Here is a 15,503-nt window from a genome sequence, read left to right as displayed (position 1 = left end):
TGCATGTACGGAAACCGCTGCGACGGACATAAAGGCGCGTGCGAGGCGCAGCATCGTGGTACGCCTGCGCGATTTCTGTATGACAACCGAGTACCCCTGATAGAAAAATGGCACTCAAGGACGATATGACATCCGCTCCGCAAACATTGCTCCAGGCACCGACGCCCGCGCTGGTTCTCGATGAGACCCGCCTCACCGCCAACATCCGTCGGATGGAAGGCCATCTCGCGCCCTTCGACGTTACCTTCCGCCCGCATGTCAAAACGGCCAAATCGCCGGATGTGCTTCGCGCGGTCTTTGATGGCACCGGGCCGATCACCGTGTCGACGCTCATGGAAGCGCACAGGTTCGCGGAGGCGGGCTTCAACGACATTCTTTACGCGGTGGGCATCGTTCCATCGAAGCTGGATGCCGTCCGCGCGCTGGCGGATGCAGGCGTCCGTATGCAGATCATCCTAGACGACGCCGATATCGCGCGCGCGGTCGCCGATGCGATCACCGGAAACAGCGGCATCACCGTGCTGATCGAGGTGGACTGCGATGGCCACCGCTCCGGCGTCGCACCGGAGGCGGATGAACTCCTCGTCATCGGGCGCACACTGGCGGAGGCGGGGCTGCTCGGCGGCGTGCTGACGCACGCGGGCGAAAGTTACAGTTGCGAGGGCGCGGATGCGATTGCCGCCCATGCGGAGATCGAGCGCGCCGGACTTGTGCACGCGGCGGAGAGGCTGCGGGCGGCGGGGCTTCCCTGCCCCATCGTCAGCATGGGCTCGACACCGACCGCGCTGTTCGTGCGGGCGCTGGACGGGATCACCGAGGTGCGCGCGGGCGTTTACATCTTTCAGGATCTGGTGATGGCGGGGATCGGCGTCTGCCGGCCAGAGGAGATCGCGCTTTCCGTGCTGGCGACGGTGATCGGATATCAGAAGGCACAGGGCCGCCTCGTCATCGATGCAGGCTGGATGGCGATGTCGCGCGATCGCGGCACGGCGGCGCAGCGCGTCGATCAGGGCTACGGGCTCGTCTGCGACGCGGGCGGCACGATCATCGGCGATCTCATCGTCACCGGAGCCAATCAGGAGCACGGCCTCGTCGGGCGCCGCGACGGCACGCCGCTCGATCTTTCGGCCTATCCGATCGGCACCCGGCTGCGCGTGCTGCCCAATCACGCCTGCGCCACCGCCGCGCAGCATCCCGCCTATCTGCTCACCGACACAGGCGGCGCGGTTACAGCGCGCTGGCCGCGCTTCTCGGGCTGGTGATCGCGGCTTGCGCAATGTCGGCAGTCATGTCAGAAAGATAACAATGATGAGATTCAGGCGATTATACGAACATCGCCTGCAAGGGAGAGCCGTCATGATTCGATCGGTGCTGCGTGCCGCGCTCGTTCCCGCAGTCGCGCTTTGGGCGACGGCCTCCGCCGCGGAAAGCTTCGTCATCGTCGGCGCGACCGTCGTGGACGGCACCGGCGCACCGGCGCGCAAGGCCGATGTGCGGGTTGAGGACGGCCGCATCACCGCCGTCGGCAAGCGCGCGCACGGCAAGGGCGTTCCCGTCGTTGAAGGCAGCGGTCTCGTGCTCGCGCCCGGCTTCATCGACACGCACAGCCACCACGACCGCAATCTCGATGCTCACCTCGATGCGCTCGCGGCGGCCGCGCAGGGCATCACCACGATCGTCGTCGGGCAGGATGGCGGTGGCCCTCTGCCCGTCGCGGGCCTGTTCGCGAAGCGCGAAGCGCAGCCCGCAGCCGTGAACGTCGCCACGTACATCGGCCACAACAGCGTCCGCGACGCCGTGATGGGCGCGGACTACAAGCGCGCAGCGACACCCGCCGAGGTCGAGCGCATGGTCGCCGTCGTCGAGGACAACATGCGCGCAGGCGCGCTCGGCCTGTCGACCGGGCTCGAATACGATCCGGGCATCTATTCGGACCCGTCGGAGGTGATGGCGCTCGCCCGTGCCACCGCGCGGCATGGCGGACGCTACATCAGCCACATGCGGAGCGAGGACACGCGCCTCGACGCCGCAGTCGACGAGCTGCTGGAGATCGGCCGCACCGCGCGTCTTCCCGTGCAGATCTCGCACTTCAAGATCGCGATCGTCGACCGCTGGGGCGACACCGCGCCCCTCCTTGCAAAGCTCGACGCCGCGCGCCGCGCAGGCATCGACGTGACGGCGGACGTCTACCCCTACACCTACTGGCAATCGAACCTCGAAGTGCTGTTGCCGAAGCGGGATTTCACCGATCTCGCCGCAGCCGAGTTCGCGCTCGCGCACATGGCGCGGCCGGAGGATCTGCGTCTCACCCAATATCCCGCGAACCCCGCCTACGTCGGCAAGACCGTTGCCGAGGTTGCCGCGCTGCGCCACGTGCCCCCGGCGCGCGCTTATCTCGACCTCATCGTCGAAGCCGAAGCGAAGGGAATGCACAATGTGGTGATGGGCCGTTCGATGGCGGACGACGATGTCGCCGCGCTCATCGCCTGGCCGCACAGCAATATCTGCTCGGACGGCGGCATCGAGGACGCACACCCGCGCGGCGCAGGCGCCTTTCCGCGCGTGCTCGCATGGATGGTGCGCGAGACGGGCCGGCTGAAGCTCGAAGAGGCGATTTACAAGATGAGCGGACTTGCCGCCGATCACATGGGCATCGGTGATCGCGGCCGCATCGCCGTTGGACAGGCTGCCGATCTCGTGCTGTTCGACCCCGCGACCGTCGCAGACCGCGCGACGATCGAAAACCCCACGGCCCTCCCCGTCGGAATCCGCACCGTGTGGGTGAACGGCGTCGCCGTCGTCGAGACCGGCAAGGCCACCGGCGCCCGGCCGGGCAAGCCGATCCGCCGGGCCAACTGAACCTCCAACCGGAAACTGAAACCCATGCAGCCACCGTTTTTGCTTTTTCTGGGGACAGCTCCCGATATCGGCTGGGCCAAGACCGCCTCGGGCCTTGCCGAATGGCGCGCGGGAGACTGTGCGGGCCAGTATCGCATGGAAGGCTGCCCGGTCGATCTCGGCCTGCCAGACATGACATTCGCCGAAGCCGCCGCAAAGGGCGTGCGCACGCTGGTGATCGGCATCGCCAACGACGGTGGCTATATCGCCCCCGAATGGGTGCCGCACATCACGGCGGCGCTCGCGGCGGGTCTTGATGTCGCGGCCGGGCTGCACCAGCGCCTCGCCGATCACCCGGAAATATCCCAAGCCGCGCAGGCACACGGACGCACGCTGCACGATCTCCGCCGTCCGCAGCAGACGTTCAAGACCGGCACGGGCAAGAAGCGCTCCGGCCGCCGCCTGCTGATGGTCGGAACGGACTGCGCGGTGGGCAAGAAATACACCGCGCTCGCCATCGATCGCGAGCTTCAGCGACGCGGCGTGCCCTCCACGTTCTGCCCCACCGGGCAGACCGGGATCATGATCACCGGGCGCGGCATCGCCATCGACTCTGTCGTCGCCGATTTCATCTCGGGCGCCGCGGAGTGGCTCTCCCCCGATGCGGCGCCGGGTCACTGGCATGTGATCGAGGGACAGGGCGCGCTCCTGCACCCGGCCTATGCGGGCGTCACGCTCGGCCTCGTCCACGGCAGCCAGCCCGACGCGCTCGTCATCTGCCACGAGGCGGGGCGCCGGGAAATCCAGGGCTATGAGGGCGCCTACCCTTGCCCCTCCCTCACCGATGCACTCGCCGTGCATGTCGCCGCCGCGAAGCTCACCAACCCGAATGCGCGCGGCATCGGCATCAGCCTCAACACCTCACTGCTCAGCGAAGACGCGGCGCGCGCTGCGATCCGGGATGCCGAAGCGGAACTCGGCCTCCCCGCCTGCGATCCGCTACGGTTCGGACCCGCGCCCATCGTCGATCACCTGCTGGACGTGTTCGCGTAAAATTGTAGCCCGCAGAATCTTTGCATCGGCGCTTCCTCCCCTTTCCCTCGCCCTGCCTACCAATGTGATGACAACTCTGTCGCGAATGTTATTCTGAAAACATTCGCGACAGAGTGTGCAGAGCGAGAATGAAATGAGCGACCTGTTCACGCGGCTCGAGGCCGAAAATGCGAGTTACACGGCTGCGGAGCGCCAGATCGCCCTGTTCCTGCTCAACAACCGCGAGATGATCCCGTTCGAAACGGCGGCATCGATCGCGCAGCGGCTCGATGTCAGCGCGGTAACAGTTGGCCGGTTCTGCCGAATGCTTGGCTTCAAGCATTTCCGGGAACTGAAAGAGCACCTGCGCATGTCCGCGCACCTGCCGTGGCTCGCCGGGCAGGCCTTCCAGGATTTCCTTTCCGACTTCACCGACAGCGACAAGCGCCGCCGCACGCTGGAACGCGAGATCGAGCTGCTCGTCGCCGTCTACGAGCGCAGCCAGCACAAGGTGTGGTCGGATACAGTGGCGCTGATCGCGCGCAGCAGGCGGGTGCAGATCGTCGGCTTCCAGACCGAGCGGGGCATCGCGGCGATGCTTGCGCATAATCTTCAGTATGTACGCCCCGGCGTGGAACTGATCGATAGCGCCTCCGGGCATTTCGCCGATGTGCTCATCGAAGATCCAAGCGATCGCTGCCTCGTCATCATCGATGTCCGCCGCTATTCCAGCACATCGCGCCATCTCGCGGAGCGCGCGGCGGACGTAGGCATTCCGCTCGTCATCATCACGGATACGCTTTGCGACTGGGCGCCGCGCCTCACCGCAAACGTGCTGGCGGCAGACAGCGACGGCGCGCTGTTCTGGCAAAGCGCGGTGCCGATGACGGGCCTCGTCAACCTGCTCGTGAACGACATCGTCGGCCACGGCGGCGGCCGCGACGTCGAGGAGCGGCTGGAGCGGATCAGCGCGCTCTACGAAGATTTCGTGGGCTTCGTGCGGCCGACGCGCACGCGCGGAAGCGATGCATGACGCGCACCCGCGACACCGTCGCGGGGCTTTCCGGCCGGTGGCATTGAATGCTATCTCCGCGGCATGATCTCATTCTTCGATGAGCGCCAGCTCCGCCACGCCCCACTTCGCGAACTGCACAACGGCGCATGGACGCCCTATGCCGAATGCGCTGATCGCGCGCGCAATATCCGGGAAGCGATCGGCACACCGGCACCCGCACGAGATTTCGGCATGGCGCCGATCGAAGCGGTTCACGACGCGGACTATCTCGCCTTCCTGAAAGGCGCGCACGCGGCATGGCGTGCCGCTTTGCGCGAAGATGATGCGATCGCCTACACGTGGCCCGTTGTCCGTCGCCGCAAGCTGTCTCTGGACCGCATCGATGCGCGGCTCGGCCAATACAGCTTCGACGCCTCGACACCGATCGCAGAGGGCACGTGGGACGGCGCCTACTGGTCGGCGCAGACCGCGCTCACCGCGCTCGATGCCGTTCTTGCGGGCGCGCGCACGGCCTTCGCGCTTTGCCGCCCGCCGGGGCACCACGCCGGTGCCGATTATCTCGGCGGCTATTGCTATCTGAACAACGCCGCGATTGCCGCGCAGCACGCGCACGCCGCCGGCGCGGGGCCTGTCGCCATTCTCGACGTCGACTATCATCATGGCAACGGCACACAGGATATCTTCGAAGCGCGCGGCGACATCTTCTTCGCCTCGATCCACGCAAACCCGGCGACCGACTATCCCTATTACTGGGGCCATGCCGACGAGACCGGCAGCGGCGATGGCGACGGCGCGACGCTCAACATCCCGATGCCGCGCGGTACACGGATCGATGCCTATCTGGCCGCACTCGATATCGCCTTGGCGCGTATCAATGATTGGGGTGCCAGACTGCTTGTTCTCTCCTTCGGTGCGGACACGTTTTCCGGCGACCCGATCTCGCACTTCGCAATTGAAACCGAGGATTTCGCCACGATCGGCGCACGCATTGCGGCCTTGGGTCTGCCGACCGCAATCATCATGGAAGGCGGCTACGCTGTCGGCGATCTCGGCGGCAATGTCGCCCGCTTCCTCTCCGGTTTCCAAGACTAGGCGATCTTGCGGGGAAGGCCAAAACGCAATACTATAAGCCTGTTTATCGGAAACAGGCCAATGAAGCGGAGCACGGATTATCCCCTCGAACTCAGGCCCGTGATGGGCTTCGAGGATGATTATCCGGCGGGTTTCGTCGACCCCTTCCATTCGCACGATCGTGCCCAGCTCTCCTACGCCAACTCCGGCGTTATGCTGTTCATCACGGATCATTCGAGCTTCGTGCTGCCGCCCCAGCGCGCGATCTGGCTTCCTGCCGGCGTGCGGCACAAGGCGATCTGCCGCGGTCCCGTGAACATCCACACGGTATTCATCGATCCCGACATCGAATACCTGCCGCACGCCTGCCGCGTCTTCGAAGTCTCGCCGCTGGTACGCGCGCTCATTCAGGAGGTTTTCGGCTTCCAGCCCGCCTATGACGAGGAAGGCCGCGAGGGGCGGATCGTCCGGCTGCTGCTCGAAGAAATCCAGCACATGCCGAACATCCCGGTGATGGCGCGTATGCCAGCGGACAGCCGCCTGCTCAGGGTATGTCAGGCCATACTCGACGACCCCGCGGACCCGCGCGACATCGACGACTGGGCGAGCCTTGCGAGCATGGGCCGCCGTACCTTCACGCGCCTGTTCAAGCAGCAGACGGGCATGGGCCTCGCCACGTGGCGGCAGCAGGTGCGGCTGATGGAGGCGCTGTCGCTCCTCGCGTCCGGCGTCTCCGTCACCAACGTAGCCTACGACGTAGGCTACGAAAGCCCGAGCGCATTCACCGCGATGTTCCACCGCTCGTTCGGCGTGCCGCCGAGCCAGTACGTCGGCGGCTGAGCGACGTTACTTCGCTTTGGACGCGAGAAAGTCCGCGGCCGTCGTCGGCCCCTTGGCAAACGTATCGCTGTGCTCCGCAATGTATTTGCGGATTTCGAAGAAGAAATCCGCGCCCGACGGCAGCCCGCTCTTCTCCCACGCCGCGTCCAGCGCCGCACGCTTGTCCGCGGGCGTTTCCGCCGGCTGGATCAGCATGAAGTCCCATCCTTCGCCGTCGCTGTGCACATAGAGCTGCCGCGGCGGCAAACCGGCTTCGGCATTCACGGCATCGGTACGCGCGATGAAGCGCAGAAACGCCTCATGCTGCCCCGGTGCGATGCGATAGATTTCAACGAGGCTCTTCGGAAATTCCTTGGGCGCGGCCGCGGTCTGCGCCGCCACTGGCGACGCGAGAGCCAAGGCAAGGAACGCGGTCATAATTCTCATCTGTCATCTCCATTTGTCCCGAACCACGGCGCCTCATGCGCCCGTGTGCGCGGCCAGACCTCGTCGAGCGTGGCACCGTCGTAGAGGCGGCCGTTTTTCATCACCTGCGCTATGCGGCGCGCATTGCGGATATCCGTGCGCGGATCAGCATCGAGGATGACGAGATCGGCATATTTGCCCGCTTCGAGACTGCCGAATTCTGCGCCGCGCCCGATCGTTCGCGCACCGCCGATCGTGGCCGCACGCAGCACCTCGGTGGGTGTCATGCCGCCCATCGTGTGCGCTTCCATCTCCCAGTGGTACCCGATGCCAGGAAGCTCACCGTGCGCGCCCATCCCGACCGTACCGCCCGCACGCTGGATCGCCGCCGCACCCGCTGCGACCGCCGGAAAGCTGTAGTCGGAATCGATGTGCCAGCGCTGCGAACGCATCTTCGTGTCAGCCGCGAAGTGCGGCGTGAAGCGGCGGTATTTCGGATCGTCGTGCTGGTTGTCGCGCGCGATGAAATAATCCTGCCCCGGCGGGCCGCCATTGGTGATCACCAGCGTCGTCGTATAGGCGCTCCCGCTGCGCGCGACGAATTCGATCACATCGTGCCCGAGCGGCGTCACCGGCAACGCATGTTCGCTGCCGCCGTAGCCGTCGGCGATCTGGCCGAGATCGAGTTTCAGCGACAGCGCGCCCTCGGTGGTCGCCAGCATTCCGAGTTCCTGCGCCGCCATCGCGATCCACTGGCGCACGCGGCGATTGCCCGCCTGATACTGCTTGATGTTGAACGTGCGATAATGATCCCGGTAGCGGCGCAGCACCGCGCGCACCTCATCCAGTGACTCGAACCGGTTGAACGAGAACAGCGCCGTCCCCGTCGAAGGCATACGCGATCCGACCGCGAGACCCGCATCGATCAGATCTTCGTAGGCGAGCCCATCGATGGTCAGCGTGGAAGGATCGAACGCCGTCGTGATGCCATAGGCTAGTCGCTCGGCCGGTCCCCACGGCTGCATGTCGAGCACATCGCGGCGCACGTCCGCGACATGGTCGTGCGTGTCGATGAAGCCGGGCACGATCGTCTTGCCGCGCACGTCGCGAACCACAGCGTCCGCGGGAACCGAAATCGAACCGCGCGCGCCCACAGCGGCGATCCTGTCACCGTCGATCAGGATATCGGCATCCTCGATCACAGTGTCGCCGTTCATCGTAATCGCGCGCGCGCCGCTCAGCAGCAGACGCCCCGAAGGCGTGTCGCGCGGCACCTCGACGACCATCTCCATCGTCGTCTGTTTCGTGCCATCGAGCGGCATCCTGTAGAACGTCGATCCAACCGCCAACGTGATCGTGCGCCCGCCATCCGCCCATTCCAGAAAATCCGCGCCGACATCGGAAAGCTGGCGATGCGAAGGGCCGGGCGTCAGAAGATCGACCTTGCCTTCCGAATTCCCACGCAGGTCGACGAGATGCAATTGCTGCGCGATGATCGCGATGGCGTGCGTCCCGTCCGGGCTGATGCGGACATCATCGACCGGCACCGGCCCCTCGATGAAATAATAGCCCGGCCCGACGATGGAGACCGCGCGCCGCCGCTTGCCGCTTGTCAGATCGACGGCATTGAGACCGTCCCCGAATTGCAGATACACTTCACCGGGATTGGCCGCGAAATGCAGCTTGCCGCCCATCGTGTCGGAGAGGATTTCACGCGCCGTCCCACCCGCCACAGGGAGCGACACGAGCGCCGCCTGCCGCTGATTACCGAATTCCATGTAGGTGAGCAGTCGCGCCGCCTGTGCCGAACGCAGCGCAAGAACGGTACTACCGTCCGGCGTGAACACGGGGTTCGTGTAATAATCGGCAGCAGCACTCAAACGACGTGGCGCGCCATCGAGCGGTGCCATCCAGACATGTCCCGCCCCCTTCGCGGTCCACGTGACATAGGCGAGACTCTTGCCGTCCGGCGACCACGCGGGATGGAATTCGGGATCACCGCCAGAGGTCAGGCGGCGCGGTTTCGCGCTGCCATCCGCGGGCATCAGATAGACGCGGCCGAGCGCCGAGAACGCGAGCGTGCGTCCGTCCGGCGACAGCACCGGCGTCTGGATCAGCCGCGCGCGAACCGGGCCTGTCTCCTGTCGGATATCGGGCGCCTGCAGGGTGCCCAGTTCCACGTCGACCTTCGCGCTGAAAGCGATGTTCGTCCGCGCTCCCGATGCGACGTCGATGCGCTCGATCCGCCCATTGGTGCCGACGATCAGCGCCTTGCCATCGGGCGTGAAAGCATAGCCGGGAAACAGATCCTGCCACAGCGCAGCCTCGGCGAGATCGCGCTGCACCGGAAATGCGAGCCTCCGGTCGGTGCCCGTTTCAAGGTCACGCACGTGAAGCGCGGTGCCGCCGTCGTGATGCGTCGCATAGGCCAGCATCTTCCCGTCCGGCGACACCACGGGCCGGAAGAACGCGCCCGCGGGCCCGCCGCGCCGGTTTGCCGGTTCAGGCAGGATCACGCTTTCCGCGCTCGTCGCGAGCTCGCGACGGCGGATCGTCCATTCGGGAACGCTGTCGAAATTGATGCTGCCGGTGAGCGCGGCATAATAGAGATACCGGCCGTCGCGCGAGGTATTGGCGCCAACCGAATGCCGGAAGCCGCTGCGGTCCTGATCGGGGCTCGACCGCACCGGCACCACCAGCTCCTCCGCGCCGGAGAGCGCGTGCCGCCACAATTCGTAGGCGTTGAGTTCGGGCCGAAACCGCGTCACGTAGAGCGCGCTGCCGTCCGCGCTCCACGCCGGCGAGGTGATCGGCGAAACCTCGTCGCGAAAACTGATCTGCCGCGCGCCCGATCCATCGGGGCGCATCACCCACAGGTTTTCCGATCCCGAGCGGTCGCTGACAAAGGCGAGCCACTTGCCGTCGGGCGAGAACACCGGCTGCGTTTCGAACGCCATGCCGCGCGCGATCGGCTTCGCCTGACCGCCCGATACCGGCATCACATAGAGATCGCCGAGGATATCGAAGGCTATCGTCCTGCCGTCGGGCGACAGCGACAGCGACGCCCAGCTCGCCTCGCGCGTTTCGAAGGCGATGCGCCGCGTGGGCTTCATCGGCAGCGTCTGCCCCGGCGACTGGATGCGCGGCGCGGCGGCGACCGGTGTTCCGGTCTGTGCCGCAGGCGCCAGCATCGGAAGTCCGAGTTCGCCGGGCTCGTGCGCGGCGGCGGGCCACGCGATCAGCGCGGAGAGGATGAGGCAGCGTTTCATCGGTATGCCGGCGGCAATGGCGTTTCGGCGCCCGGCCGGTAACGATCGCGCAGCGCCGCCTGCCGCGACGCATCCGGTGCCTCGCGTCCGCCGATCAGCACGATCGCCGGGCCGGACTGGGGCTCCAGCGGATCACCATCCCAGATCACAAGATCGGCCGCCTTGCCGGGCGCAATGCTGCCCTGCCGGTCGTCGGCGCCCCAAATTTCCGCGCCGCTGCGCGTGATCGCGCGGAGCGCCGCCGCATAGGGCAGCCCGTTCGCAGCAGCGATCCCCGCGCCTTCGCGCAGCGCCGATCCGGCATTGTAGCTGAGATGAATGCCGAAGCCGGGCACAGTGAACGCAATCCGCACGCCCGCATTCGAAAGCAGCGCAGCATTATCGAGGCGCGCGCCGATCTGGTCGTAGCTGAGCGGCAGGTTGAGCATCGGATCGAGGATAACCGGAATCCGCTTCGCCGCGAGGTCCGTCTTCGCGCGCCACGCCTCCGCGCCGCCAAGGATGACGATGCGAATGCCGTAATCATCGGCAAGTGCAATCGCCTGCCGGATATCCGATTCCCGCTCGGCGGCGATCACCAGCGGAATGCGCCGATCGAGCACAGGCGCAAGGCTCGCGCGGTCGAGGCGGCCGAGCAGGCGCTCGCGCGGGTCGATGCCCTGCGGTGCGCGCGCCTCGTCGAGCGCATTGCGGATAAGCTGCCACTGCGCCGCGCGCGAACCGCCCGTCTTGTCCGACGTGCCGCTGCCGACGCGCACGAACAGCGCCGCCTGCGCGCGATCGAGAATGTCGCCGTCCGGCTGCAGATGCACGAGCGCGCCGCGCCCCTGAAACGGAGCGGAGGCGGAACCGCCCGGAAACACCATCGCTTCGGTCACGCCATCTGCCCGCGCCTGCGCGACGAGCGTGGAATTGGCGTTGAGCGCGTACTGGACATCGAACGCCGCGCCGAGCGCCCCACTCGCCACCGACTGGTCGTTGGTTTCACGCGCGCCCGAAACCTCGGTAAGCCCAAGCTGCGTCGCAGCGTTGACAAGGCCGGGCGTCACGACACGGCCCGCCGCGTCGATCACGCGCGCACCCGCGGGAACCGCGCCTGCGCCCGCAATCGAGACAATCTTCCCGTCGCGCGCCACGATCATCGCGTTCTCGATCGGCGTCTCCGCCGTCATCGTCCACGCCCGCGCATTCACGATCGCCACGGTTTCAGCATGTGCGGGCAACGTCGCAAGCATCGTGAGGGCGGCAAGCATCTGTTTCATCGCGGTGCAGCCTCCGTGCGGCCGATCTCGAAATCGCTGCGCGGCCGATACGCCGGGTTCGCGCGATCGTAGACGAGTGCGCCGTCGATGTAGACGCGGTCGGCATGGCTATAGATGCTGAACGGGTCGCCCGACCACAGCACGAGATCGGCGTTGTAGCCGGGCGCGAGCGTGCCGATACGGTCGTCCAGACCCATCGCCTTCGCGGGGTTGCTCGTTACCCAGCGGATGATCGTTTCCGGCAGCAAGGACACGCCCGCGCGGCGCCCCGCACCCGCGGCCTTGGCAGCCTCGATGGTCAGGCGCTGCCCCACCTGCGGCGAATCCGAATGCATCATCGCGCAGCCGCCCGCAGCCTCGACGAACGCGGCATTCTCGCGGATCGCGTCCTGCGCTTCCACCTTGAAGCCCCACCAGTCCGACCAGACCGCCGCGCACGTCCCCGCCTCGCGCAGCATCCCGGGAATCTTGTAGGCTTCGGTCGCGTGGTGGAAGGCTGCGATGTGGAAATTATATTCGCGCGCAAGACCCAGCATCACCGCCATGTCGTCGGCGCGGTAGCAATGCGCCTGCACGCGTATGTCTCCGGTGAGCACGCCGCTAAGGGTTTCGAGTTCGAGATTGCGCGGTCCCCTCGGGCCACCATGACCGCCGCCCCTGCCCGACTTCTCGCCGCGCGACCGTTCGAGATAATCCTGCGCGGCGGAAAATGCGGCGCGGAACATCGCAAGCTCGCCCTGGCGGCTGTTCGGCGCACTCCCACGCCCGCCGTAGTAGAGTTTCGGATTCTCGCCGCAGGCGATCTTCAGACCCTGCGGTGCGCCGGGGAATTTCATGCCCTGCATGGTGATCGCGGGAACATTTTTCAGAACCACCGAACGCCCGCCGATGATCGTCGTCGATCCGGGCAATATCTGCAGCGTCGTCACACCGGCGGCGAGCGCGCGATCGAAGGCGACGTCCTGCGCGTTCACCGCGTGCTCGATCCATGTCTCGGCGGCATTGGGATCGCTGATCTCGGTCACATCGGAACCGTGCTCGTCGACCGACGTGAGCGGCACCACGAAGGTGCCGTTATGGCTGTGCACATCGATGATGCCGGGCGTCACCCATTTGCCGCGCCCGTCGACGACCGCCGCACCGCCCGCATCGAGATTGCGGCCCACGGCGACCACGCGCCCGTCCCGCACCAGCACGTCGGCCGCGTCGTGCCGACCACCGGCACCATCGAGGATCGTGGCGCCGGTGATCAGCATGTCCGCGCGCGGCAGCGGCCTGTATGTACTCGGCCACGGGTCCGGCGCGGACGGAGACACAGGGGAGGATTGACGCCCCTCCTCCTTCTTCTTCGCGGCGACCACCGGGGACGCGAAGAGGGCTGCGGCGGCAACCGCGAGGATGACATGGCGGAGCTGTCCGCGTGTGTTCATGTCATCCCCCATTTGCCGCCCCACCCCACGCTTACGCATACAAATCAGAACTTGCGCGTCACCGTTCCGATCACCTGACGACCGGCGCCATAGGTGCAGCCGGACACACTCGCACATCGCGCCACGTACACCTTGTCAAAGATGTTGGACCCGTTGATTGCAAAGCGCCATTCTGGCGTATCATAGTGGACAATCGCATCGAACAACGTCGCACTTTCACCCAAGAACACCGGACCTCCGCTCGGGAGACCACCAGCACTCTTGCTCGTATATCGGCCTCCGATCCCGAACCCGAGACCACCGAGCGAACCTTGCTGAATCGTGTAATCGACGAACAACGACAACTTATGTTTCGGTGTCGTTGGTAGGACTGCACCAGCATCACCGAAGAGGCTCTTCTTCACCTCGCTGTGATTGTAGCTGTACGATCCATTGATCGATAATTGCTCTCGGATGCGAGAGACAATTTCCACCTCTCCGCCATAGACTTCAACCTCACCAGATTGGACATTGCCAATCGGCGCCCCAGTAGAGCCTACTTGCGACGAAACAAGATTCTTTTGTTTGATCTGGAAGGCCGCGGCCGTAACAAACAATTTAATGTCATCTCCCAGACCTCGGGCATCATACTTGACCCCTCCTTCAATTTGACGGCCCGTGGTTGGATCATAGGGATCGCCCTGATCGTTTGTCCCGATTGTGGGTTCGAATGAAGTCGCATAGCTCAAGTAAGGTGCGATGCCGTTTTCGGCTACATAGTTGACACCCAAACGGTATGTAAACTTATCCTGCTTGGTTTCAGCACCGGTTGCGATTGCCTTGACCTTCACCCAATCATATCGTCCGCCAGCTGTAACGTACAAGTTACCAAACTGAACCTGATCCTGCGCATAAATGCCGGTCTGCTTCAGGCGCTGGTTGTTGAAAGAAAATGCATAGCCGGGCGTGTAATCAAGCTGAGGTGCGTACACGGGATCGAACAGATCGATCGTGTTGGCGAAGATGAAGCCGAAATCCGCCTTGTTGTAGACGTTACGGTAATCGGCGCCGACCAGCAGTTTATGCTCCACACCTCCGGTCGCGAAATTCACGTCGATCCGGTTGTCGGTCGCAAAACTCTTTACATCTTCAGCATAGCTAAAATTGTATTGCTGAACGGTACGATAATAACTGGGATCAAGCGGATCGGTGGTGTTTACGAGACCGCCGCCGCCGTAGATGCCCGTAGGAGTCCGCTCCTTGTATTCACTCCACTTTGTGTTCGAGCTGAATTTAAGGCTTTCCGAAAATTCATGCCGGAAATCCCAGCCGAGCGCGAACTGCCGACGTTCATAAAGATTGTTCGGATCGCCGAGGTTGACGCTCCGCTTCACCTTGCCGATGGGGTTGTCGAGCAGCGTTCCATAAACGGGAAGGAAGCCGTTCGTATCGCCGCGGACCTCGTCGTACTGATAATAGCCGAGGCCGGTAAGCGACGTGCTTTCGCCAAGACGCCAAGTGAAGGTCGGCGCCGCCGTCAACCGCTTGGCAGACACATGATCGCGCTCAGCATCGCGGTCGCGGTAAAGCAGGGTGAAGCGGGCATCGAGCGAGCTGGAAACCGGCCCGGTCACCGTTGCAGCCAGCTGCTTGTAATCATCCTCGCCGTATTTGGCGCTGATCTCGCCGCCAAGGGCGCTCTGCGCGCGGCGGCTGACCTGGTTGTAGATACCGCCGGGAGGGGCGTTGCCGTAGAGCACCGAGGCCGGGCCCTTGAGCAGGTCGAGCGATTCAAAGGCGTAGAGATCGACACCGACCGAATAGATCGAGGTCGAAATCGGCGCAGCGAGTCCATCGATGTACTGCTTCGGCGTGAAGCCGCGCACGGTGAAGAAATCGAAGCGCAGATCGGGGCCGTAGTTCTCGCCGAACACGCCCGCTGTGTAGCGGACGGCCTGCTGCGCATCGATGAAGTTCAGAAGATCGATCTGGTCGCGCGTCACCACCGAGATCGACTGCGGCGTCTCGATAAGCGGGATGTCGGTCTTGCTCGCCGTCGCGCTGCCTTCGGGCACATAGTTGCGCGCGGTGACGACGATCATCTCTTCCCCGCCCACCGTGGTGCGCGTGGTTTCGAGAGAAGCGCCCGTCGGCGCGGCCTCCTGTGCCATCGCGGGAAGCGTAGTGAATCCTGTAAGTGCCGCCCCGGCAAGCAGCAGCGTTTTCAGCGTCCGGTCATGAACGGTCATTGCATTCCCCCTTCGATGAAATGAAGTTTCGAACCTCTTGTTGATTATGAGGCAGAGATTACTCCCGCCGGGCCCGAACGGCGTTTCGGCGCAGGGTCTAACTGTATCGCGAT

General features: G+C 64.8%; 11 protein-coding genes. 6 read left to right on the top strand and 5 right to left on the bottom strand.

Going from position 1 to position 15,503, the window contains the following annotated elements:
* Nucleotides 1-107 precede the first annotated feature (107 nt).
* From ACFQ00_RS05575 to ACFQ00_RS05550, 6 genes are all read left to right on the top strand, one after another.
* Nucleotides 108-1,262: an alanine racemase gene (locus tag ACFQ00_RS05575; protein ID WP_381487393.1), complete on the top strand. Its 1,155-nt coding sequence runs from the start codon at nt 108-110 to the stop codon at nt 1,260-1,262.
* A gap of 94 nt (nt 1,263-1,356) precedes the next feature.
* Nucleotides 1,357-2,859, top strand: coding sequence for an N-acyl-D-amino-acid deacylase family protein (locus tag ACFQ00_RS05570; protein ID WP_381487389.1), 1,503 nt, complete (start codon nt 1,357-1,359; stop codon nt 2,857-2,859).
* A gap of 24 nt (nt 2,860-2,883) precedes the next feature.
* On the top strand, nt 2,884-3,891 hold the full coding sequence (locus ACFQ00_RS05565) for a DUF1611 domain-containing protein (RefSeq protein WP_381487385.1): 1,008 nt from the start codon (nt 2,884-2,886) through the stop codon (nt 3,889-3,891).
* Between the two features lie 133 nt (nt 3,892-4,024).
* The gene (locus tag ACFQ00_RS05560; protein WP_381487382.1) at nt 4,025-4,903 is read left to right on the top strand and encodes a MurR/RpiR family transcriptional regulator; all 879 of its coding nucleotides are present in this window, start codon (nt 4,025-4,027) and stop codon (nt 4,901-4,903) included.
* Between the two features lie 63 nt (nt 4,904-4,966).
* Nucleotides 4,967-5,977: a histone deacetylase family protein gene (locus ACFQ00_RS05555; protein ID WP_381487379.1), complete on the top strand. Its 1,011-nt coding sequence runs from the start codon at nt 4,967-4,969 to the stop codon at nt 5,975-5,977.
* A 60-nt stretch (nt 5,978-6,037) separates the two neighbouring features.
* Nucleotides 6,038-6,796, top strand: a complete 759-nt coding sequence (locus ACFQ00_RS05550; protein WP_374594131.1) for an AraC family transcriptional regulator — start codon at nt 6,038-6,040, stop codon at nt 6,794-6,796.
* Between the two features lie 6 nt (nt 6,797-6,802).
* Here ACFQ00_RS05550 and ACFQ00_RS05545 read toward each other — a convergent pair whose 3' ends face one another.
* Genes ACFQ00_RS05545 through ACFQ00_RS05525 form a run of 5 tightly spaced genes read right to left on the bottom strand, consistent with a single transcriptional unit; the run spans nt 6,803 to nt 15,390 of the window.
* A complete protein-coding gene (locus ACFQ00_RS05545; RefSeq protein WP_381487375.1) occupies nt 6,803-7,222 on the bottom strand; it encodes a hypothetical protein in 420 nt (139 codons plus the stop codon).
* Nucleotides 7,219-10,470 (bottom strand): LpqB family beta-propeller domain-containing protein, encoded by a 3,252-nt coding sequence (locus ACFQ00_RS05540; protein WP_381487372.1) that lies wholly within the window; start codon nt 10,468-10,470, stop codon nt 7,219-7,221. The genes ACFQ00_RS05545 and ACFQ00_RS05540 overlap by 4 nt, the downstream gene beginning before the upstream one ends.
* Nucleotides 10,467-11,732, bottom strand: coding sequence for an amidohydrolase family protein (locus tag ACFQ00_RS05535; protein ID WP_381487369.1), 1,266 nt, complete (start codon nt 11,730-11,732; stop codon nt 10,467-10,469). The genes ACFQ00_RS05540 and ACFQ00_RS05535 overlap by 4 nt, the downstream gene beginning before the upstream one ends.
* Nucleotides 11,729-13,162, bottom strand: a complete 1,434-nt coding sequence (locus ACFQ00_RS05530; protein ID WP_381487366.1) for an amidohydrolase family protein — start codon at nt 13,160-13,162, stop codon at nt 11,729-11,731. Before ACFQ00_RS05530 ends, ACFQ00_RS05535 begins: the two co-directional genes overlap by 4 nt.
* A gap of 44 nt (nt 13,163-13,206) precedes the next feature.
* Complete coding sequence (locus ACFQ00_RS05525; protein WP_381487364.1) at nt 13,207-15,390, bottom strand: TonB-dependent siderophore receptor; 2,184 nt, start codon at nt 15,388-15,390, stop codon at nt 13,207-13,209.
* Nucleotides 15,391-15,503 lie beyond the last annotated feature (113 nt).

The organism is Sphingosinicella xenopeptidilytica (genome assembly GCF_042676985.1).
Lineage (GTDB): Bacteria > Pseudomonadota > Alphaproteobacteria > Sphingomonadales > Sphingomonadaceae > Sphingosinicella > Sphingosinicella xenopeptidilytica.
Note: the sequence above shows the minus strand (reverse complement) of the source record. Positions and strands in the feature narration are given on the sequence as shown.